Source organism: Mesorhizobium sp. M4B.F.Ca.ET.203.01.1.1, assembly GCF_004791025.1.
In the GTDB taxonomy this organism is placed as follows: domain Bacteria; phylum Pseudomonadota; class Alphaproteobacteria; order Rhizobiales; family Rhizobiaceae; genus Mesorhizobium; species Mesorhizobium abyssinicae.
On the sequence record NZ_SRUO01000003.1, the window covers coordinates 557,108 to 578,305 of the forward strand.

22 protein-coding genes are annotated in these 21,198 nt (G+C 66.2%); 15 read left to right on the forward strand and 7 right to left on the reverse strand.

Annotated elements, in window-relative coordinates:
* Window positions 1–14: 14 nt before the first annotated feature.
* From EN846_RS09510 to EN846_RS09530, 5 genes are read left to right on the forward strand one after another with little or no spacing between them, the layout of a single operon-like run.
* Window positions 15–1,289, forward strand: a complete 1,275-nt coding sequence (locus EN846_RS09510) for a glycosyltransferase (protein WP_128346506.1) — start codon at window positions 15–17, stop codon at window positions 1,287–1,289.
* Window positions 1,286–1,636 carry a cupin domain-containing protein gene (locus EN846_RS09515; protein WP_127393752.1) on the forward strand — a complete coding sequence of 117 codons (351 nt, stop codon included), beginning with the start codon at window positions 1,286–1,288 and terminating at the stop codon, window positions 1,634–1,636. The genes EN846_RS09510 and EN846_RS09515 overlap by 4 nt, the downstream gene beginning before the upstream one ends.
* A 14-nt stretch (window positions 1,637–1,650) precedes the next feature.
* Complete coding sequence (locus EN846_RS09520) at window positions 1,651–1,992, forward strand: cupin domain-containing protein (protein ID WP_127393753.1); 342 nt, start codon at window positions 1,651–1,653, stop codon at window positions 1,990–1,992.
* A gap of 28 nt (window positions 1,993–2,020) precedes the next feature.
* Complete coding sequence (locus tag EN846_RS09525; protein ID WP_127285932.1) at window positions 2,021–2,365, forward strand: cupin domain-containing protein; 345 nt, start codon at window positions 2,021–2,023, stop codon at window positions 2,363–2,365.
* Between the two features lie 21 nt (window positions 2,366–2,386).
* Window positions 2,387–3,895: an aldehyde dehydrogenase family protein gene (locus EN846_RS09530; protein WP_127393754.1), complete on the forward strand. Its 1,509-nt coding sequence runs from the start codon at window positions 2,387–2,389 to the stop codon at window positions 3,893–3,895.
* Window positions 3,896–3,918: 23 nt separating this feature from the next.
* On the opposite strand, the gene EN846_RS09535 is transcribed toward EN846_RS09530, so the two are convergent.
* The 5 genes from EN846_RS09535 to EN846_RS09555 form a co-directional block, all read right to left on the reverse strand.
* The gene (locus EN846_RS09535; RefSeq protein WP_127393755.1) at window positions 3,919–4,680 is read right to left on the reverse strand and encodes a glucose 1-dehydrogenase; all 762 of its coding nucleotides are present in this window, start codon (window positions 4,678–4,680) and stop codon (window positions 3,919–3,921) included.
* 10 nt (window positions 4,681–4,690) lie between these two features.
* Window positions 4,691–5,497 (reverse strand): ABC transporter permease, encoded by an 807-nt coding sequence (locus EN846_RS09540; protein ID WP_127310464.1) that lies wholly within the window; start codon window positions 5,495–5,497, stop codon window positions 4,691–4,693.
* A complete protein-coding gene (locus EN846_RS09545; protein WP_127310467.1) occupies window positions 5,497–6,360 on the reverse strand; it encodes an ABC transporter permease in 864 nt (287 codons plus the stop codon). Before EN846_RS09545 ends, EN846_RS09540 begins: the two co-directional genes overlap by 1 nt.
* A gap of 77 nt (window positions 6,361–6,437) precedes the next feature.
* Window positions 6,438–7,601: a spermidine/putrescine ABC transporter substrate-binding protein gene (locus tag EN846_RS09550; protein WP_127394019.1), complete on the reverse strand. Its 1,164-nt coding sequence runs from the start codon at window positions 7,599–7,601 to the stop codon at window positions 6,438–6,440.
* On the reverse strand, window positions 7,582–8,718 hold the full coding sequence (locus tag EN846_RS09555) for an ABC transporter ATP-binding protein (RefSeq protein ID WP_128276124.1): 1,137 nt from the start codon (window positions 8,716–8,718) through the stop codon (window positions 7,582–7,584). Before EN846_RS09555 ends, EN846_RS09550 begins: the two co-directional genes overlap by 20 nt.
* Window positions 8,719–8,828: 110 nt before the next feature.
* Between EN846_RS09555 and EN846_RS09560 the strand changes: the two genes are divergently transcribed.
* Window positions 8,829–9,641: a LuxR C-terminal-related transcriptional regulator gene (locus tag EN846_RS09560; protein WP_127393704.1), complete on the forward strand. Its 813-nt coding sequence runs from the start codon at window positions 8,829–8,831 to the stop codon at window positions 9,639–9,641.
* Here the strand turns inward: EN846_RS09560 and EN846_RS09565 are convergent.
* Window positions 9,619–10,302 (reverse strand): GntR family transcriptional regulator, encoded by a 684-nt coding sequence (locus tag EN846_RS09565; RefSeq protein WP_127285555.1) that lies wholly within the window; start codon window positions 10,300–10,302, stop codon window positions 9,619–9,621. The two genes, EN846_RS09560 and EN846_RS09565, sit on opposite strands and share 23 nt — an antisense overlap.
* Before the next feature lie 306 nt (window positions 10,303–10,608).
* Here EN846_RS09565 and EN846_RS09570 point away from each other — a divergent pair, with 306 nt between their 5' ends.
* The 8 genes from EN846_RS09570 to atzF all read left to right on the forward strand — a co-directional run bounded on the left by EN846_RS09570 (window position 10,609) and on the right by atzF (window position 18,986).
* Window positions 10,609–11,736 carry a BMP family ABC transporter substrate-binding protein gene (locus tag EN846_RS09570; protein ID WP_127393703.1) on the forward strand — a complete coding sequence of 376 codons (1,128 nt, stop codon included), beginning with the start codon at window positions 10,609–10,611 and terminating at the stop codon, window positions 11,734–11,736.
* 77 nt (window positions 11,737–11,813) lie between these two features.
* A complete protein-coding gene (locus tag EN846_RS09575; RefSeq protein WP_127310459.1) occupies window positions 11,814–12,938 on the forward strand; it encodes an ABC transporter permease in 1,125 nt (374 codons plus the stop codon).
* Window positions 12,938–13,864, forward strand: a complete 927-nt coding sequence (locus EN846_RS09580; protein ID WP_128275141.1) for an ABC transporter permease — start codon at window positions 12,938–12,940, stop codon at window positions 13,862–13,864. Before EN846_RS09575 ends, EN846_RS09580 begins: the two co-directional genes overlap by 1 nt.
* 40 nt (window positions 13,865–13,904) lie before the next feature.
* Entirely contained in the window at window positions 13,905–14,606 is a 702-nt protein-coding gene (locus EN846_RS09585; protein WP_127285559.1) for an isochorismatase family cysteine hydrolase, read from the forward strand.
* Between the two features lie 10 nt (window positions 14,607–14,616).
* Entirely contained in the window at window positions 14,617–16,146 is a 1,530-nt protein-coding gene (locus EN846_RS09590) for an ABC transporter ATP-binding protein (protein WP_128347026.1), read from the forward strand.
* The gene (locus EN846_RS09595) at window positions 16,146–16,814 is read left to right on the forward strand and encodes an isochorismatase family cysteine hydrolase (protein ID WP_127392737.1); all 669 of its coding nucleotides are present in this window, start codon (window positions 16,146–16,148) and stop codon (window positions 16,812–16,814) included. Before EN846_RS09590 ends, EN846_RS09595 begins: the two co-directional genes overlap by 1 nt.
* On the forward strand, window positions 16,807–17,157 hold the full coding sequence (locus EN846_RS09600) for a cupin domain-containing protein (RefSeq protein WP_127311056.1): 351 nt from the start codon (window positions 16,807–16,809) through the stop codon (window positions 17,155–17,157). Before EN846_RS09595 ends, EN846_RS09600 begins: the two co-directional genes overlap by 8 nt.
* Complete coding sequence (atzF, locus tag EN846_RS09605; protein ID WP_127392736.1) at window positions 17,154–18,986, forward strand: allophanate hydrolase; 1,833 nt, start codon at window positions 17,154–17,156, stop codon at window positions 18,984–18,986. The genes EN846_RS09600 and atzF overlap by 4 nt, the downstream gene beginning before the upstream one ends.
* A gap of 66 nt (window positions 18,987–19,052) precedes the next feature.
* Here atzF and uxuA read toward each other — a convergent pair whose 3' ends face one another.
* Window positions 19,053–20,237 (reverse strand): mannonate dehydratase, encoded by a 1,185-nt coding sequence (uxuA, locus tag EN846_RS09610; protein WP_127392735.1) that lies wholly within the window; start codon window positions 20,235–20,237, stop codon window positions 19,053–19,055.
* A 175-nt stretch (window positions 20,238–20,412) separates the two neighbouring features.
* Between uxuA and EN846_RS09615 the strand changes: the two genes are divergently transcribed.
* Window positions 20,413–21,195 (forward strand): SDR family oxidoreductase, encoded by a 783-nt coding sequence (locus tag EN846_RS09615; RefSeq protein WP_127392734.1) that lies wholly within the window; start codon window positions 20,413–20,415, stop codon window positions 21,193–21,195.
* Window positions 21,196–21,198 lie beyond the last annotated feature (3 nt).

Here is a 21,198-nt window from a genome sequence, read left to right on the forward strand (position 1 = left end):
TGGAGATTGAAACCATGGGGCAGAAGACCATCGCGTTTTTCCCGGAAGCGGCCTTTGGACCGGCGCTCAATTCCGTCGGCATCGCCCAGGCGGTCGAGGCGCGCGGCCACAGGGCGGTGTTCCTGTCCGATCCGGGCTTCGTCGACGTCTACAAGGGCTACGGCTTCGAGGCGCATCCGGTGAACCTCTCCGAGCCGATGCCGCCGGAGCAGATGGCCAAATTCTGGGAGGACTTCATCAACGGCCACATCCCGAACTTCCGCAAGTCGCCCTACGACCAGGTCGACAACTACGTGAAGGATTGCTGGACGGCGATCGTCGACAGCGCCAAATGGGCGCAGAAGGATCTGCCCGGCGTGCTCGACAAGATCAAGCCCGACGTCATATCGGTCGACAACGTCATCCTGTTTCCGGCGATCAAACAATACGGCAAGCCCTGGGTGCGGGTCATCTCCTGCTCGGAAAACGAGATCGAGGACGAAGACATCCCGCCGCATCTTTCCGGCTGCGCCGAGAACGACCATGCCGGCCACAAGCGCTACCGCGACCATTTCAACGCGGTGATCAAGCCGATCCATGACGACTTCAACGCCTTCCTCGCCGCCAATGGCGAGGCGCCCTACCCGATCGGCCAGTTCTTTGAGGCCTCGCCCTATCTCAACCTGCTGCTCTATCCGCAAGCGGCGAAGTTCAAACGCCGGCACCCGCTCGACCCGGCGAAATTCCAGTATCTCGAGGGCTGCGTGCGGCAAGAAAAGCCCTACGCAATACCGACCTTCGCCAGGAACAATGACGGACCACTGCTCTACGTCTCGTTCGGCAGCCTGGGGGCCGGCGACGTCGACCTCCTGAAGCGCATCATCGCTGCGCTCGGCAAGACGCGCTACCGGGCGCTGGTCAATGTCGGCGGCTACAAGGACCAATACACCGATGTGCCCGGCAACGTCATCGTCGACGGCTGGTTCCCGCAACCTTCGGTGATCCCGCAGGTCGACGCGGTGATCCACCATGGCGGCAACAACTCCTTCACCGAGTGCCTCTATTTCGGCAAGCCGGCGATCATCATGCCCTATGTCTGGGACGGTCACGACAATGCCACCCGCGTCGGCGAGATCGGCTGCGGCTTCGGCATCCCGCGCTACGACTGGAGCGATGCCGAGCTGATCGCGAAGATCGAGGCCTGCCTCACCGATCCGGCGATCAAGGCCACGCTCGCCAAGGCATCGGCGCAGATGCAGTCGCAGAACGGCCCCGAGAAGGCTGCCGGGCTGCTGGAGCAGTTGCTGTGACCTCCTCCGCCCCGCACCTCCACCAGGCCTCGACCCGCGCCGATCTCGTCGACTGGGGCGCGCAGCCTGACGCGCTCGAAGGCGCTTCGCACTCGACCGGCAGGCTGGTGCACAAGGGTCCGAACAACCAGCCGGAATCCGGCATCTGGGTCTGCACGCCGGGACGCTGGCGGCTCAAGATCCCGCGCGACGAGCTCTGCCACTTCGTTTCAGGTCGCGCCACCTACAAATCCGACGACAGCGAGGTGCTAGAGGTGACAGCCGGGACGGTGGTGCTGTTCCCGGCCTGCTGGAGCGGCGAATGCACCGTGCATGAGACCATGCGCAACGTCTACATGCTGGCCTGAGCGAGGAACTTGACATGCCGACACCGCACTGGCCGAAGGCCTCGACCGTGGAACTGGACGACTGGGGCGCCGGCGCCAACTCAATCGCCGGCTCACCGCGTGCGTCGGGCAAGGTCCTGTTCCAGCATGCGGACGGATCGAGCGAATGCGGGCTGTGGTCCTGCACGCCCGGCACGCGCCACATCACCTTCGCCGTCGACGAGTTCTGTCATTTCCTGTCCGGGCGCGGCAGCTACATCCACGAGAATGGCGAGGCGATCCCGGTCGCGGCCGGGACACTGGTCTTCTTCCCAGCCGGCTGGACCGGCACTTCCGAAATCACCGAAACGCTGACCAAGGCCTTCATGTGCCGGTAAGCAGCCAACGAAATCCAGGATAAGATCGATGACCACGCCGACCATGCAATCGCCGCTCACTATTGTCGACCTCGTCGACTGGGGCGTCATCCCGACGATGATCGAGGGCCAGTCCCACACCTCCGGCAAGCTGCTCTACAAGGGGCCGGAAGGCCGCTCGGAATGCGGCCTATGGGTCTGCACGCCGGGCAAATGGCACTGCCACGTCACCCGCGACGAGTTCTGCCATTTCCTCGAGGGGCGCTGCACCTATGTGCATGAGTCCGGCGAGGTGATCGAGATCGAGCCTGACACGGCGGCGTTCTTCCCGCAGGACTGGAAAGGCGTCTGCACCGTCCACGAGACGATCAAGAAGGTCTACATGATCCGCTGAGCGGACCCGGAGGATTGTTTCATGGAATTCTCGCCCGACCGTCCGGTATACTTCGTCAATCCGGACTACCGGCCGACCACCGGTGCGCAAAAACCGGTGATCGATCCGGCAACGCTGGAGACGGTCGGCGCCATCGCTTCGGCCAGCGACGGCGAGATCGATGCCGCACTGACCGCCGCGACAACGGCGCAGGCGGCGTGGAAAAGACTCGACGCCAAGAGCCGCGCAAAACATTTGCACGCGGTGGCCAATGCCATCGAGGCGGCGGACTTCACCCGCTGCGCCGAGCTGATGGTGCGCGAGATGGGCAAGCCCTATCCGGAAGCGATCGGCGAGATCGCCAATTGCGCGCCGATCTTCCGCTATTATGCCGAGATGGCGCGAGACGAGGCCGGCAAGGTCGCCGGCACGACGCAGGCGGGTTCGTTCCAGTATGCGCGCTACGAGCCCTACGGCGTCTCGGTCCACATCATGCCCTACAACTTCCCGATCCTGCTGATGTGCTGGACGGTTGCGGCCTCGCTCGCCGCCGGCAATGCCTGCGTGATCAAGCCGGCCGAGGCGACGACGCTGTCGACGCTCGACTACATGACGGTGTTCCGTTCGCTGCCAGAAGGCCTCGTCTCCTGCCTGCCCGGCGGAGCCGCCACCGCGCAGGCGCTGATCGCCTCCGACCGCACCCATGCGGTCGCCTTCACCGGCTCGGTTGCCGCCGGCAAGGCCGTCGCGGTGGCGTGCGCCGAGCGCATGAAGCCTTGCGTCATCGAGGCCGGCGGCAGCGATCCGCTGATCATCTCGGAACACGCCCCGCTCGACGTCGCGGCGGCCGGCTCCGTCACCGCAGCCTTCCACCTCACCGGCCAGGTCTGCACCTCGGCCGAGCGCTTCTTCGTCGTCGATGCCGTGCACGACCGCTTCGTCGATCTGTTCGCCGCAAAGACCCGGGCGCTGAGGATCGGTAACGGCCTGGACAGGACCGAGATCGGCCCGCTGGTCAGCGAAGCCGCACGCGCCAAGGTCATGCGCCTGGTCGACGACGCGGTTCGCAACGGCGCCAGGGCGGTGACGGGCGGGCGCATCCCGCCGGCGCACAACACCGGCTGGTTCTACGAGCCGACGATCCTGAGCGGCGTCACCCCGGACATGGCGATCGTGCGCGAGGAATGTTTCGGGCCGGTCGCCGCGATCTGCCGCGTGAAGGATTTCGACGAGGCGATCAGGCTTGCCAATGACAGCCCCTTCGGTCTCGGCGCCTCGGTGTTCACCACCGATCTCGCCGAAGCGCACGAGGCGGCCGAACGGCTCGAGGCCGGCATGGTCTGGGTCAACAACCCGCTGATCGACAACGACGCGCTGCCTTTCGGCGGCTGGAAGGCTTCCGGCCTCGGCCGCGAGCTCGGCCGCCAGGGGCTCGACGCCTTCCGCCGCTCGAAGATGGTGATCATCGACCACAAACCCGAGATCCAGGGCTGGTGGTACCCTTACCCGGACAGCTGGTTTCGCGACACCGGCGGCCGCAAGCACGTGTAAGGCGAGCCGGGGGACCCCCTGGCTCAGCCGATGCTTTCGCCGCCGTCGACCACCAGCGCCTGCCCGGTCATGAAGGACGAGCGGTCGGAGACGAGGAACAGGATCGCTTCGGCGATCTCGTCGGCGCTTGCCCAGCGCCCCATCGGGATCTTGGTCCGGACATAGTTTTCGATCGCTTCGCGCCCGCCCATCTGGGCGATGAACGGCTCGTTGAACGGCGTGTCGACCCAGCCAGGGCAAAGCGCGTTGATGCGGACATTGTGCCTGGCATAGTCGAGCGACATCTGCCTGGTCATCGCCACCACCGCATGCTTAGACGTCGCATAGGCGATCATCTCGCGGTCGTAGAAGACCCCCGAATTCGAGGCGGTGTTGAGGATGACGCCGCCGCCCTGCGCGATCATCGTCGGCATGACCGTCTTGGCCGCGAGGAATTGCGCCCGCACGTTGATGCGCCACGAGGCATCCATGCCGTCGACGCCGACTTCGATGAGCGAGCCGCCGACCTGGATGCCGGCATGGCTGTGCAGGATGTCGATCCGGCCATGCCTGCCGAGCGTGCCGGAGATCAGTGCCTCGACCGCGGCATCGTCGCCGACATCGGTCGCGACCGCTTCGGCGCGGCCGCCGGCTTGGCGGATGTCGGAGGCGACGGCCTCGCCGGCGGCCCGATCGCGGTCGGCGATCACCACTGTCGCCCCTTCCCTGCCCATGATCGTGGCGCCGGCGCGCCCGATGCCGGACCCGGCTCCGGTCACGACGGCAATGCGGTCTTTCAGGATCATGATCGGTCTTTCACTGTTTTCTTCGGCGCAGCTGCCACTGGGCAAGCACCACGAGCAGGACCGATGCGACGAGCACGATGGTCGCGACGGCGTTGATTTCCGGCGTCACGCCGCGGCGTATCGAGGCGAAGACATAGATCGGCAGCGTCGTCTGCGCGCCGGCGACGAAGAAGGCGATGATGAAGTCGTCGAACGAGAAGGTGAAGGCGAGCAGGAAGCCGGCGATCACCGCAGGCATGATCTGCGGCAGCACGATCGAGCGGAACGTCGTCAGCGGCGTGGCGTAGAGATCGCTCGACGCCTCGACCAGGTTGCGGTCGAGACTGCCAAGGCGCGTGCCGACGATCATCGCCACCAGCGCCATCGAGAACAGGCCATGCGCGGCGATGATCGAGCCGTAACCGAGCGCCAGGCGCGGCGGCTGGTCGCCCGGCCACAACTCGGCGAGGAACGGATTGACGACGCCGAACAGCTGCACGAGCGCCACCAGCGTCGAGATGCCGATGACGACGCCGGGAACGACGATTGCGGCGCCCAATAGCCCGTCGAAGACAGCCCGCGTCCGCGCCCCGACGCGCTGCAGGCCGAGCGCGGCGGCGGTGCCCGCGACCGCCGCCAAAAGCGCGCTGGTGGTGGCGATGAACAGGCTGTTCTTCAGCGCCTCGACCAGGAACGGGTTGGACAGCGCCTTGCCGTACCATTGCGTCGAGAAGCCGGTGAACTCGCTGGCATGGTGGCCGGCGTTGAAGGAGAACAGCACCACCAGCGCGATCGGCAGGTAGAGGAAGGCAAAAACGGCAACGACGAAGGCGCGCATCAGATCAGGTCCACCCGGCGCGCGCCCGACAGACGGGCCGAGATGCGGTTGGCGGCGATCAGCACCACGACCGAAACCAGCACCAGCGTGATGGCGATGGCCGAACCGAACGGCCAGTTGCGCGACTGCAGGAACAGGTCGACCAGCGCGTTGCCGATGAAGAACACCTTGCCGCCGCCGAGCAGGGTCGGGATCAGATATTCGCCGAGCAGGAGGATCATCACCAGCGAGAAGCCGGTCATCACGCCCGGCAGCGAAAGCCGGAGCGTGACACCGAGGAAGGTCGACAGCGGCGTCGCGCCGAGATCGGCAGAGGCTTCCAGCAGCCTGCGGTCGAGCCGCTCCAGGCTGACATAGATCGGCAGGATCATCAGCGGCAGATAGCCGTAGACGATGCCGAGCAGCACCGCGCCCGGCGTGTTGATCAGCCTGACGTCCTCGATGCCGACATAGGCGAGCAGGGCCGGAATGCCGCGTCCGCCCAGCACATACATCCAGGCATAGGTGCGCATCAAAAGGCTGGTCCAGAACGGGATGACGACGAGCGCAAGCAGGATCAGCCGCCAGCGCTCCGGCGCGCGCAGCGCCAGGTAGTAGGCCACCGGATAGGCGACGAGCAGGCAGGCGAAGGCGCCGACCGGCGCCAGTACCATCGTGTTCCAGAACGCGGTCGCCCGCGCCGGCAGGTTGGCGTATTGCGCAAGCGTGAAAGCTGCCTGGTAGCCTCCCTCGGGCGCCCGCTCGCCGACGCTGAAGATAGCGATGGCGACGAACGGCAGGACCAGGAATACCACCAGCCACAGCGTCGCCGGCGCGAGCAGCAGCGCCGTCATGAGGTTTTTGCGAAGGAGGGTGCCGCGCATCGAAAAAGCCGCTTCGGTGCCGGCGGGCCATTGCCCGCCGGTCGCGTTGCCTGGATCGGGTTTGTGGCCGGCTCCGCTCAAGCCGACTTGAAGCGCGCCATCAGCTCGGCGCGCCCCGGATCGGTGAGCGTCGCGGCGGCGCCGAACTCCAGCGGCTTCAACAGGTCCGCCGCTGGGTAGAGGATCGGATTGTCCATCACCTCCTTCGGCAGCAGCGCGTTGACGCGCGCATCGATCGAGGGCGCGCCATTGGCCAAGTGCTCCTTCACCGCGACCTTCGGGTTCATCAGGTAGTTGAGCAGCGCGTAGCCGGCCGGCTTGTTCGGCGCGTCCTTCGGGATGGCGTAGAAGTCGGTCCAGATCTCGCCGCCTTCCTTGCCGAGCACATAGGCGATTTCCGGGATGTCGCGATGGAGCTGCGCCCCGTCATTGGTCCAGCACATCGTCATCCAAGCATCGCCGGCGCGCATCGACGGCTGATAGTCGCTCGACACCGCGAACAGATGCGGCTTGACCTTGAGCAGCAGTTCCTCGGCCTTGGCGAGCTCGTCCTGCTTCAGCGAGTTGAACGAGTAGCCGTAATATTTCAGCGCATTGCCGATCGTGGTGAGCTGATAGTCATGCACCATGGTGCGGCCGTCGCCTTCCGCCATGGCGGTGTCCCAGAACTCCTTCCAGCTCGTCATCGGCTTGGTCAGCTTCTTGGTGTTGATCGCGATACCGGTCGTGCCCCAGTTCTTCGGCACGGCGTAGATCGTCCCGTCGATCGTGCCTTCCGAGGTAAAGCGCGGATCCTCCTGCGAACCGTCGAAATTCCCGAGCTTGGCCATGTCGAGCGCTTCGATGATGTCGAGCTTCTTGTAGGTCGAGATCGTGTAGTTGGTCGGCACGAACAGGCTCCAGCCCGAGCCTCCGGCCTGCAGCTTGGCCAGCATCTCCTCGTTCGAGCCGAAGACGTTGACCTCGACGGCAACGCCGGTCTCGGCTTTGAAGCTCTCGAATGTCGCCGGGTCGTGATAGTTCGGCCAGGTGGCGATCGACATGCGGTCGCCGAGGTTTTCGGCGGCGTAGGCCGGCGTCGGCATGATGCCGAGCTCGCGCGCCATCACCGCGGTGGCGACGCCGAGGCCGGTGAGGCCAAGGAATTCGCGCCGGCCGATCGAGCCGCGCTTCAGGCGCATCAGCTGGTCGACGAATTTCTCGGGGCTTATCGGCAGTCCGTCACGATAGGATTTCGACATGGTGGTTTTCCCTCTGGTTGGTCCCGTTGTTCTTGGGTTGCGGAAACGCCAGCGGCGCCCCGGCGGCAAAGCCGATGGCGACGGGTTCGCCCGGCTTGAAGAGGTTGTCGCGGCCGATCTGGTGATCGGCCTTGGCGAGCAGTGATCCGATGCCCTCGACCTCGATCGCATATTCGGCGGTCGAGCCCAGGAAGATGCGGTTACGCACGATGCCCTTCAGGCTGCCGCTTCCGGCCGCGCCGAGACTGAGCGTCTCGGGCCGCAGCGACAACGACACCGCCTCGCCTCGGCTGAGCGGCGCCCGCTTGCGCGCGGAAATCACCGAGCCGTCGGCCAGCGCGACATCGACGAGGTCGCCCGACAGGCCCGCCACCGTGCCGCTCAACAGATTGGTCTTGCCGACGAAATCGGCGACGAAGAGGTCGGCAGGCTCGTCGTAGATCTCGTTCGGCTGTCCGAGCTGGACGATGCGCCCGCCATTCATGACGCAGACGAGGTCGCTCATCGACAGCGCTTCCTCCTGGTCGTGCGTGACCAGAACGAAAGTGATGCCGATCTCGCGCTGCAGGTTCTGCAGCTCGATCTGCATGTCGGTGCGCAGCTTCTTGTCGAGCGCGGCCAGAGGCTCGTCGAGCAAGAGCACCGCCGGCTTGTTGACCAGCGCACGCGCCAGCGCCACGCGCTGCTGCTGGCCGCCGGAAAGCTCGTGGATCTTGCGGCGGCCATAGCCCGCGAGCCGCACCATGGCGAGCGCCTCGCCCGCCCTCTGGCTGATCTCGCGCGATGACAGCCTGGGCCTCGCCTGGCGCAGTCCGTAGGCGATGTTGTCCTCGACATCGAGATGCGGGAACAGCGCGTATTGCTGGAACACCATGTTGACCGGGCGCCGGTAGGGCGGCGTGCCGGCCATGTCGCGGCCGCGGATCAGCACCTGGCCTTCGCTCGGCTGCTCGAAGCCGCCGATCATGCGCAGGCACGTCGTCTTGCCGCATCCGGACGGCCCGAGCAAGGCGACAAAGGCCGATGGCGGGACGGCAAGGTCGATGCCGCTGACCGCCGTAACCGCGCCATAGCGCTTGGTGACCGCGCGAAACTCGATATCGGGCACTGCAGTCAAAGGCGGGCTCCAGGGCGAGTTGATTTCGAAACGCTACCAGAGCCAATGCCGGCTAGTATATACCTCGCAGGTGGTATATTTGATCTATTTTATCGTTTAGAGGGGTATGAATGGCCGTTTCCCGCAGCGATGACTACAATGGGCTCGGCGCCGTCATCGCCGCGACGCGCGAGGCCGGCGGCGATCATTTCGGCCGCGCCATGGTCGGCTGGCTGCGCGGCCATGTCGGCTTCGATCACTGTGTCGTCTTCGGCTATCGCGGGGCTGCCCGCCCGCCGCTGCTGTTCGAGACGTTCTCCCCGGCCGAGAGCCACGTCTTCGTCGCGCTCTATCAGGAGGGCCCCTATCTGCTCGACCCGTTCCATCACGCGGCGGTCGAGCGCAAGGAAGGCTTCTGGCGCATGCGAGAGCTCGCGCCGGACCGCTTCTATGCCAGCGAATACTACCGCTCCTACTACAGCCAGACCAAGCTCGCCGAGGAGGTCGGCTTCTTCGTCCCGCTGCAGGGCAAGGACGCGCTGGTGCTCTCGCTGATGCGGCTCCGGGCCTCGGGTCCGTTCGGCACCGCCGACGCCAGGCTGCTGCGCGACATGGCCCCGGCGGTGATCAGCCTCGTCAGGCTGCGCTGGCCTGGCCTGCCGGCCGACGAGCCGGCGGCCTCGCCACGCGGCGAGGCGGCGGCTGTTCCCAGCGAGTTCGACCGCGCGCATATCTGGAAGAGCCTGTCGCTCACTTCACGCGAAAAGCAGGTGGTCGACCTCGTGCTTCAGGGCCACTCGACGGAATCGATCGCGCGGGCGCTGAGGATCGTGCCGGGAACCGTCAAGGTCCACCGCCGCAACATCTACCGCAAGCTCAAGATCAAATCGCAGGCCGGCCTCTTCGCGCGCTTCGTCGAGATCATTGACGCGCAGATCGGCTGAGCACGGAGGTCACCGGCTCTACGGCCGCGAACACCGCGCTCGCCTCGCTGACGATCGAGACATGATCCCTGGCCGCCTTGCCCGCCGCCGCCCCGTCGCCGCGCATGATCGCGGTGACGATCAGATCGTGTTCCTGCCAGGATTTGGCCAACCGGCCGGGCAGCATGAACTGCGCGCGGCGGAACGGCGCCAGCCGGCTGCGGGTCGTCACCGTCAGATCCTGGATATGCGCGTTGTGGGCGCCGCGATAAAGCCGGCTGTGGAACTCGGTGTTGAAGTATTCGTAATCCTCTTCCGCGCCGAGCTGCACCAGGCGCGCCGACGCCTGGTGCTCCATCTCGAGCGCCCGGCGCTCGCCGCCAGTCATGCGCTCGGCCGAGAAGCGCGCGCAGATCGCCTCCAGTTCGGCCATGCTCTCGAACATCGAGGCGAGATGTTCCTGCGTCACCACAGCGACGATGGCGCCGCGGTTGGGCCGCCTCTCGACAAGCCCCATGGCGCTCAGATGGCCGAGCGCCTCGCGGACGGGCGTGCGGGAGACCTCGAATCGGGCGGCGAGCGAGACCTCGTCGAGCCTCTCGCCGGGGCGCAGATAGCCGGTGACGATGCGGTCGGCGATCGCCCTCACCATCTGATCCACGGTCGTGCCCGACCTGACCAAGCTGCGCTTTCCCGGCACGTCTCCTCCGTCCAGTCTATGCAGGCAACCCGCAGGTTGGACGGCCGGCGGGTGAATTTCGACTCAAGGCTTCACCTTGTATGCCTAGATTTTGAACTTGATGTCAAACTGATCATTTATCGGGCAAAAAGTGCATGCACTTGCCGCGCCTTTATGCAGTGCGTCTAAAGCCGTGCATTGATTTTATTGCAAAAAACCAAGCTTTGAAACTGGCACGGTGATTGCATGCACTTTTCCAGAAGACATCAACCGACCCGGAGATGGGGTCCAAAAAGGGGAGCATTCGATATGACCGAGAGATTCATGCTTAGCCGCCGCGATCTGCTCAGGACCTCTGCCGCCGGAGCGGCGCTCGGTCTGGCCTCGGCGGCCTTTCCAATCCGCAGGGCGTTCGCCGCCTCGGCGACTGTCGGTTTCATCTATGTCGGCCCCAAGGACGACTACGGCTACAACCAGGCGCATGCCGAAGGCGCCGCCACGCTGAAGAGCATCGAGGGCATTTCCGTTGTCGAGGAGGAGAACGTTCCCGAGACGGTCGACGTCCAGAAGACCATGGAATCGATGATCAACCTCGACGGCGCCTCGCTGATCTTCCCGACCTCCTTCGGCTATTTCGATCCGCATATGCTCGCCATGTGCGCGAAGTTCCCCGACGTGCAGTTCCGCCATTGCGGCGGCATGTGGAACAAGGACAAGCACCCGATGAACGCCGGTTCCTATTTCGGCTATATCGGCATGGGCCAGTACCTCAACGGCGTCGTCGCCGGTCACACCTCCAAGTCGAAGAAGCTCGGCTTCGTCGCCGCCAAGCCGATCCCGCAGGTCCTCCTCAACATCAATTCCTTCCTGCTCGGCGCCCGCTCGGTCGATCCGACGATCACCTGCCAGGTGATCTTCACCGGCGAATGGTCGCTGGCGGTCAAGGAGGCCGAGGCCACCAACGCGCTGGTCGACCAGGGCGCCGACGTCATCACCTGCCATGTCGACAGTCCCAAGGTGGTGGTCGAGACGGCCGCCGGCCGCGGCGCCTTCGTCTGCGGCTATCACGCCAACCAGAGCCCGCTTGCGCCGGAGAAATACCTGACCGGAGTGGAGTGGAACTGGGCCAAGGTCTACAAGATGTTCGTCGACGACCTCATCGCCGGCACCCCGCTGCCCAATTTCACCCGCGGCGGCCTGGCCGACGGCTTCGTCAAGATGAGCCCGCTCGGCCCAGCCGTCAGCGAAGCGGCCCGCAAGCAGTTCGACGGCACGCTGGCCGAAATGATGAAGGGCGGCTTCTCCGTCATCAAGGGTCCGCTGAAGAGCAACAAGGGCGTCGTCGTCGCCACCGAAGGCCAGGCTTTCGTCGAGACCGCCATCGAGCTCGAAAGCATAAACTATCTCGTCGAGGGCGTCGTCGGCTCGACCGCCTGAGCCGGCGGCGTGTCGCCCAAAAGTGCGCAGCGGTTTTGGGCGACACGCATGGAACAACGACGAGTGGAGACGGGACGATGACGGACACCGTGAGCAGCGCCGGCGTGCCGGCCCTTCTCGGCGCCAGGGGATATCGGGCGGCGCTCGAATGGATTGCCAGGCGGGCGGAGGCCTTCGTCATCCCGCTGGCGGCGCTGGTCGTCGGCATGGTGCTGTTCAGCGTGTTCGTCGCGCTGGTCGGCAAGTCGCCGCTCCAGCTCTACGAGACGATGTGGCGAGGCGGCTTCGGCTCCTGGTTCTCGATCCAGAACTCGCTGTCGCGCGGCGCGCCGCTCTTGCTCGCGGCGCTCTGCGTGGCGCTGCCGGCGCGCCTCGGGCTGGTCGTCATCGGCGGCGAGGGCGCGATCGTGCTCGGCGGCGTCGCGGCCGCCGCCATCGGCGTGGCGCTGAACGGCGCGCCGTCTTTTCTCGTCATCCTCCTCATGGGCGTGGGGGGTGTGGTCGCCGGCGGCATCTGGATTGGTGCCGTCGGTGCGCTTCGCCATTACCGCGCCGTCAACGAGACCATCTCCAGCCTGCTGATGGCCTATATTGCCATCGCCCTGATGAACCACCTGGTGGAAGGACCGCTGCGCGATCCGGCCTCGCTCAACAAGCCGTCGACCCAGCCGCTCGCCGACATCTACCGCATCGGCAACATTCCGGGCATGGAGGTGCATTGGGGGCTCGGCGTCGGCATCCTCGCCTGCGTGCTATCCTGGCTGCTGATCGAGAAGACCCGCTGGGGCTTTGCCGCCCGCATCGCCGGCGGCAATGTCAGGGCAGCGCAGGTGCAGGGGCTTGCGGTCGGGCCGCTGATCGTCGGCTTCACCGCGCTTGCCGGCGGCTTCGCCGGCCTTGCCGGCATGCTGGAGGTCGCAGCCGTGCAAGGCAGCGCGAATGGCTCGCTTGCCGCCGGCTACGGCTACACCGGCATCCTCGTCGCCTTCCTTGCCCGCCACAATCCGCTCGCCATCATCCCGGTCGCCATCCTGCTTGGCGGCATCGACGCCTCCGGCGGCCTGATCCAGCGCCGCATGGACCTGCCCGACGCGACCGTGCTGGTGCTGCAGGGCATGCTCTTCATCGTCATCCTGTTCAGCGAGACCTTCTACGGCCGCTTCAAGCTCTTCAACCCCGACCTGTGGCAGAGGAGCACCTGATGGAGACGACCGACATCGGGCTGTGGGGCGTGCCGCTCGCCATGCTGGGCGGCGCCATCCGCGTGTCCACGCCCTTCATCTTCGTCTCACTGGGCGAAGCCATCACCGAGCGTTCCGGCCGCATCAATCTCGGCCTCGAAGGCACGCTGGTGTTCGGCGCCATGAGCGCCTACGCAGTGGCGGTAGTGACCGGTTCGCCCTGGCTCGGCCTTTTGGCCGCTGCCTTCGCCGGCCTCTGCTTCGGCCTCTTCCACGGCTGGATCTGCAAGTTCCCGAAGGTCAACGACATCGCCATCGGCATCGCCCTGATGCTGTTCGGCTCCGGGCTAGCCTTCTTCTTCGGCAAGCCTTTCATCCAGCCCTCGGCGCCCGACCTGCCGGCGATCCCGTTCGGCGCCTGGTCGAGCATTCCGCAGGTGCAGGCGGCGCTCAACGTCAACGTGCTGTTCCTGATCGGCGCGGCGCTTGCCGTCTTCCTCTGGTGGGCCTTCCGCAACACCCGTGTCGGCCTGATCGTGCGTGTCGTCGGCGACAGCGCCGATGCCGCGCGCGCCATGGGCCTCAACCCGAACACGGTGCGCCTGCTGGCCACCGGCGCCGGCGGCGCGCTGGCCGGCATCGGCGGCGCCTATCTGTCGCTCTACTATCCCGGCAGCTGGACCGAGCGCATCTCGTCGGGCCAGGGGCTGATGGCGGTGGCGCTGGTCATCTTCGCGCGCTGGAACCCGCTCGGCTGCTTTGCCGCCGCGCTGCTGTTCGGCGGCGCCGGCGCCCTCGGGCCGGCGCTGCAGTCGGTGGGCGTCACGCAAGGCTACTACCTGTTCTACGCCGCGCCCTACATCCTCACCCTTGTCATCATGATCGCCACCTCGTCACCGAGCCGCACACTCGCCGGCGCGCCCGGCGAACTGTCGATCACCAAGTGACCGCATCCCAGGAACCGCTCGCGAGACCGGAGTTTTTGCCATGAACGCCAGAGCCGAGATCACCCAGCGCTACATCGACGCCGATCCCTATCCCTGGCCCTACAATGGCGACCTGAGGCCGGACAACACGGCGTTGATCATCATCGACATGCAGACCGATTTCTGCGGGCCGGGCGGCTATGTCGACCACATGGGCTATGACCTGTCGCTGGTCAGGGCGCCGATCGAGCCGATCAAGGCGGTGCTCTCGGCGATGCGGGCCAAGGGCTACACCATCATCCACACGCGCGAGGGCCATCGTCCCGACCTCGCCGACCTGCCCGCCAACAAGCGCTGGCGCTCGCGCCGCATCAATGCCGGCATCGGCGACCCCGGTCCTTGCGGACGCATCCTGGTGCGCGGCGAGCCGGGCTGGGACATCATCCCCGACCTCTATCCGGCCGAGGGCGAGCCGATCATCGACAAGCCGGGCAAGGGCTCGTTCTGCGCAACCGATCTCGAGCTGATCCTCAACCAGCGCGGCATCGCCAACATCGTGCTTACCGGCATCACCACCGACGTCTGCGTTCACACCACCATGCGCGAGGCCAACGATCGCGGCTTCGAATGCGTGATGCTGGAGGATTGCTGCGGAGCCACCGACCACGGCAACCATCTGGCGGCGATCAAGATGATCAAGATGCAGGGCGGTGTGTTCGGCGCGGTGTCGAATTCCGCCGCGCTCGTCGCCCAGCTGCCGTGAGGAACCGGCGATGAGCGGAACTCACAGAAAGGCGATCGGCGTCGAGACCATCGGCATGACCATGCGTTTCGGCGCCTTCACTGCACTCGACGACGTCTCGATCAAGGTGCCGGCAGGTTCCTTCCATGCTCTGCTCGGCGAGAACGGCGCCGGCAAGTCGACGCTGGTCAAATGCATGATGGGTTTCTACCGCCCGACGTCGGGCGACATGCTGGTCGACGGCCGGGAGGTCGCGATCGCCAGCCCCAGGGATGCTTCGGCGCTGGGCCTCGGCATGGTCTACCAGCATTTCACGCTGGTGCCTTCGCTGACCGGCGCCGAGAACCTGGTCATCTCGCGAGAAAAGGTGCCCGGCGTCATTGACTGGCGCAAGGAGCGCGGCGCGCTCGCCGCCTTCATGGAGCGCATGCCGTTCAAACTGCCGCTCGACGTCAAGGTGGCCGAGCTTGCCGCCGGCGAGAAACAGAAGCTGGAGATCATCAAGCAGCTTTACCTCGGCCGCAATTTCCTGGTGCTGGACGAGCCGACATCCGTGCTCACCCCGGGCGAGGCGCAGGAAGTGCTTGGCCTGGTGCGCGGCATGACGAAGGCCGGCGATCTCACCGTGCTGATGATCTCCCACAAATTCCACGAGGTCACTGCATTCGCCGACGACATCACAGTGCTGCGCAAGGGCAGGCTCACCGGGACCGGCAAAGTGTCAGACCTTTCCCACAGGGAGATGGCGGCGATGATGATCGGCGACCAGCCGATCGCTGCACTCGACAGCCGTCTCGAGCCCAGGGCGGACGCCGAGATTGTGCTCAAGGTGAAAGCGCTGAAAGCACTGGACCGCACCGGTCTCAAATCGATCGACATCGCCGACCTCGGCGTGCGCTCCGGCGAGATCGTCGGCATCGCCGGCATCTCCGGCAACGGCCAGAAGGAGTTCCTGGAGGTGCTGGCGGGCCAGCGTGCCCGCGACCAGGGCGAAGTCATGGTTCGAGGAACGGCCTATGCGGCGACGCGCGCCGAGGCGCGCGCGCTCAATGTGCGCCTGATCCCGGAGGAACCGCTGAAGAATGCCTGCGCGCCAAGGATGACGGTCGCCGAGAACATCGCCTTCCGCACCTTCGACGTCGACGGCAGCGGCAGGCCGGTGAGCTGGATCAGCGCTGGCGCCATCAAATCCTTCAGCGCCCGCCTGGTCGAGCAGTTCAAGGTCAAGACCGCATCGCTCTCCTCGCCGATCGCCTCGCTGTCGGGCGGCAACGTGCAGCGCGCGGTGCTCGCCCGCGAACTGACGGGCGAGGTCGATCTGCTGATCGTCTCCAACCCCTGCTTCGGGCTCGACTTCTCCGCCGTCGCCGAGATCCGCGCCCGCATCATGAAGGCACGCAACGCGGGCGCCGCGGTGCTGCTGATGTCGGAGGACCTCGACGAGTTGCTGGAGCTTTCCGACCGCATCCTCGTCATGTCCGACGGCGCGCTCGTCTACGAGACGCCGATCGCGCAGGCGAGCGTGCAGACGATCGGCGAGCACATGGCGGGGCATCACTGATGGCGGAAATCGCGGCGCAGCCTTTCGCCTTTGCCTTCAGGCCCGAGACGACGGCGCTCATCGTCATCGACATGCAGCGCGACTTCGCCGAGTCGGGCGGCTTCGGCGCCAGCCTCGGCAATGACGTCGGCCGGGTGGTGGCGATCGTGCCGACCGTGAAGAAGCTGATCGAGGGCTTTCGCGCCGCCGGCCTGCCGGTGATTCACACCATGGAGTGCCACAGGCCCGACTTGTCGGACCTGCCGCCCGCCAAGCGCGACCGCGGCAAGCCGACGATCCGCATCGGCGATGTCGGACCGATGGGACGCGTGCTGATCGCCGGCGAGCCCGGCACGGCGATCCTCGACGAACTCGCGCCATTGCCCGGCGAGATCGTCATCGAGAAGCCCGGCAAGGGCGCCTTCTACGCGACCGGCCTCGGCGACGACCTGAAGCGGCTAGGCGCCCGCCAACTGGTCTTTGCCGGCGTCACCACCGAGGTTTGCGTGCAGACGACGATGCGCGAGGCCAACGACCGCGGCTATGAATGCCTGGTCGCGGAGGATGCGACGGAAAGCTATTTTCCCGAGTTCAAGGCGGCCGCGCTCGCCATGATCAGGGCGCAAGGCGCGATCATCGGCTGGACGGCGACGACCGATCAGGTGCTCGAGGGGATTGCGAATGCCTAATCTCAGTTTTGCCGGCCTGCTTGACGGCGGCTGGCGCGATCTGGCGTTCGAGCCTTTCCGCGACGGCATCGGCGTGCACTGGCTGCTCAAGGGCGGGCCGGTCGAGCCGTCGGTCGCGGTCCTCAAATACCAGCCGGGCGCCGGCGTGCCACGCCACCGTCATGTCGGGCTGGAAACCATCGTCGTGCTGGAAGGCACCCAGAGCGACGAGAACGGCGACTATCCGGCGGGCAGCGTGATCCTCAATCCGGTCGGCACCGAGCATTCGGTGTGGACGAAGGACGGTTGCGTCGTCCTGATCCAGTGGGACCTGCCGGTGATCATTCTGGGGGAGACGAGATGAGCGACATCCATTTCGATATCGGCAGCCTGCACGCGGCCTACCAAGCCGGCATCGGCATCGCCGAGGTGATCGATACGGTGCTGGCCCGCATCGCGGCGGCCGCCGACCCCGGCATCTTCATCCACCTTGCGACGAGAGCCGAGATGCTGGCTGAGGCCGAAGCGCTCTGCCCGTTCGACCCCGTGGCCATGCCGCTCTGGGGCATCCCCTTCGCCGTCAAGGACAATATCGATGTCGCCGGCATGCCGACCACGGCCGCCTGCGCCGAATTTGCCTACACGCCCGCAAGCGACGCAACCGTGGTGGCGAGGCTCAAGGCTGCGGGCGCCCTGGTCGTGGGCAAGACCAATCTCGACCAGTTCGCCACCGGCCTCGTCGGCGTGCGCACGCCATGGCCGATCCCGAGGAATGCGATCGATCTGAAGCTGGTGCCGGGCGGCTCCTCCTCCGGCTCGGCGGTGGCGACGGCGCGCGGCATCGTCTCCTTCGCACTCGGCACCGATACCGCCGGCTCGGGCCGCATTCCGGCCGGCCTCAACAGCATCGTCGGACTGAAGCCGACCGTCGGCGCACTGTCGACGGCCGGCGTCGTGCCGGCCTGCCGGACGCTCGACTGCGTGTCGGTCTTCGCGCTGACCGTCGACGACGCCTACGCGGTATTCTCCATCGCCGCCGCGCGCGACGCAACCGATCCGTATTCGCGTGACGTCGCCGTCCACCCGCTCGTGGCGCACGCCCCGGTGCTGAACGTCGGCATCCCGGTAAAAGCCGACCTGAAATTCTTCGGCGATACGGCGATGCAGGCCGGCTTCGAGGCCTCGCTTGCCATGCTGTCGCGGCTCGGTTGCCGGCTTGTCGAGATCCCGTTCGGCGACTTCTACGCCACCGCCGATCTGCTCTACGAAGGCGCCTGGGTGACGGAGCGCTATGCAGCGATCCGCGATTTCTTCGAGGTGAATGAAGCAGCGCTCCATCCGGTGACGCGCAAGATCATCGGCGGCGCCCGAAACCTGTCGGCGGCCGACGCCTTCCGCGGCTTCTATGCCTTGCAGGCCTACAAGGCCCGGCTCGCCCCGGTGATCGCCTCCGTAGACCTGTTCTGCGTGCCGACCGCGCCGACCCACTACACCGTCGATGCCGTGCTTGCCGATCCGATCGCCACCAACAGCCGGCTCGGCACCTACACCAATTTCGTCAATCTGCTCGACATGTGCGGCATCGCCGTGCCCACCGGCACGCGCGACGACGGTCTGCCGATGAGCGTGACCCTGCTGGCGACTGCCGGACGAGACGGCCTTGCGGCATCCGTCGCGCGCGACCTCCACTCGGCGAGCGGCCTCGCCCTCGGCGCGACCGGTTGGCGGCAGTCGAGCGCACAGCCTGTCGGCGCATCGGCCGAGGACGGCACGATCGAGTTGGTGGTGGTTGGCGCGCATCTTTCGGGAATGCCGCTCAACGGCCAGCTGAAGGAGGCCGGCGCGCGCTTCTGCAGGGCGGCGCGGACCAGCTCTTCTTACAAGCTCTATGAGCTTGCCGGCCAGACCACACCCAAACCGGGGCTCATCCGGGTCGGCAGCGGCGGCGCCGCGATCGAGGTCGAGGTCTGGCGGCTTTGCGCCGATGCCTTCGGCCGTTTCGTCGCCGCCATTCCGCCGCCGCTCGGCATCGGCACCATCGAGCTCAACGACGGCACATCGGCGAAAGGATTCCTGGCCGAAACCGCCGGCCTGCTGGCTGCGACGGACATCTCCGCCTATGGCGGCTGGCGCAATTTCGTCGCCAGGACCCACGAGGCGCGGCGGCAACTGGAAAGCGTTCCCTCCAGATGAACGGAGGGGCCAGCCGGATCGGCAGGGTTCAAGGCCCGCCTCGCTGAAGGGTTCGGGGGAGCAGCCTCAGGCCAGTTCGAACCGCTCCACCGCCCGCATGATGCCGCGCAATTCGGCAAGGCCCTTGAGCCGCCCGATCAGCGAATAGCCGGGGTTGATCCTGGTCTTGCCGATGTCGTCGGCAAGCAGGTGGCCATGATCCGGACGCATCGGGATGCGCCAGTCGGACCGGCCTTCCTTGCGCCGCCGCGCCCCCTCCTTCATCAGCGCCAGGATGACCGCCGCCATGTCGGTCGAGCCCTCCAGATGCTCGGCCTCGTAGAAGGAGCCGTCCGCCTCGCGCGTCACGTTGCGCAGATGCGCAAAATGGATCCTTGGCGCGAATTCCCCGATCATCGCGACAAGATCGTTGTCGGCGCGCACGCCGTAGGAGCCGGTGCAGAAGGTCAGGCCGTTGGCCGGGCTGTCGACCGTCTCCAGGATGAAGCGCGCGTCGGCGGCGGTGGAGACGACCCGCGGCAGCCCGAACAGCGAGAAGGGCGGATCGTCCGGGTGGATGCACATGCGCGCCCCGACCTCCTCGGCGACCGGGATGATCTCCTTCAGGAACCAGGCCAGGTTGGCGCGCAGTTCAGCCGGGCCGATCGCGTCGTAATCGGCGAGCGCCTCGCGCATCGTCTCGCGATTGTACTTGCGCTCGGTGGCCGGCAGGCCGGCGATCAGGTTGCGCTCGACCTTTTCGATCTGCTCGTCGCTGAGCGATTTCAGCCGCGCTTCCGCTTCCTCGAGACGCGCCGGGCTGTAGCTCGCCTCGGCATTCTTGCGCTTAAGCACGAAGACGTCATAGGCGGCGAAGTCGATCGCATCGAAACGCAACGCGTAGCCGGTGGTCGCCAGCCGGTACATGAGATCGGTGCGGGTCCAGTCGACCACCGGCATGAAATTGTAGCAGATGGTGGAGATGCCGGCCTTGGCCAGCGCCCTAATCGTGTCCTTGTACCAGCCGGCATAGCGCTGCCGCTCCGCAGAACCGATCTTGATCGAGTTGTGGACGGGAATGCTTTCCACCACCGACCAGGTGAGCCCGGCCGCCTCGACGATGCGCTTGCGCTCGAGGATGGCATCGAGCGGCCAGGCGCTGCCGTCATAGATGTTGTGCAAGGCCGTCACGATGCCGGTCGCTCCGGCCTGCTTGATATGGTCGAGCGTGACCGGATCGTCCGGCCCGTACCAGCGCCAGCATTGTTCCATGAGTGCCTCTTTCCTGATTCCGGCGGACCTTATTGTCGGCCTTGACGGCGAGTCAAATCGGGCAGCCAAAGTCGACGGGACGCGCGTTCTTGTCGCCCGTCATCCAGCGCATTATGAGGATCGGCAACGGCGCCGCGCGCCAGAAAATCCCGGCGGACAATCACGGAGTTTGGCAATGAAGGATTTCGACGGCAAGGTCGCCCTGGTGACGGGGACGACCGGGATCGGCCTGGCAAGCGCCAGGCGCCTGGCGGCGGGCGGGGCGGCGATCATCGCGCTCGGCATCGACGAGCACGCCAATGCGGCGATGCAGGCCGAATTCGACCGCAACGGCGCCGCCGCGCTGGTGGCGACTGTCGATGTGTCCGTGCCGGACCAGGTCGCCCAGGCGATCGCCGACGGTGTCGGCCGCTTCGGCGGGCTGGACGTCATCGTCAACTCCGCAGCCGTCCATCCCTACGGCACCGCCACCGGCACCGATTTCGAGACCTGGAACCGGGCGATGTCCGTCAATGTCGGTTCCATCTACCTCACCGCCCACTACGGCATCCCCGAGATGATCAAGCGCGGCGGCGGCGCCATCGTCAACGTCGCCTCGGTGCAAGGCACTGCCTGCCAGCAGAACGTCGCCGCCTATGCCACCACCAAGGGCGCCATCCACACGCTGACGCGCTCGCTGGCGCTCGACTATGCCCGCCAGGGCATCCGCGTGAATTCGGTCAGCCCGGGGTCGGTCCGCACGCCGATCCTCGAGAGGGCCGCGCGCGGCGACGACCCGAACGCCGACATCGAGGCCGCCTTCAAGCGCTTCGGCGAGGCGCACCCGCTCGGCCGCATCGGCGAGCCGGAGGAAGTGGCCGAACTCATCGCCTTCCTGTGCTCGTCCAAGGCAAGCTTCTGCACCGGCGCCGACTACAGGATCGACGGCGGCCTGCTGGCCGGCATTGGCGTCAGATGAGGG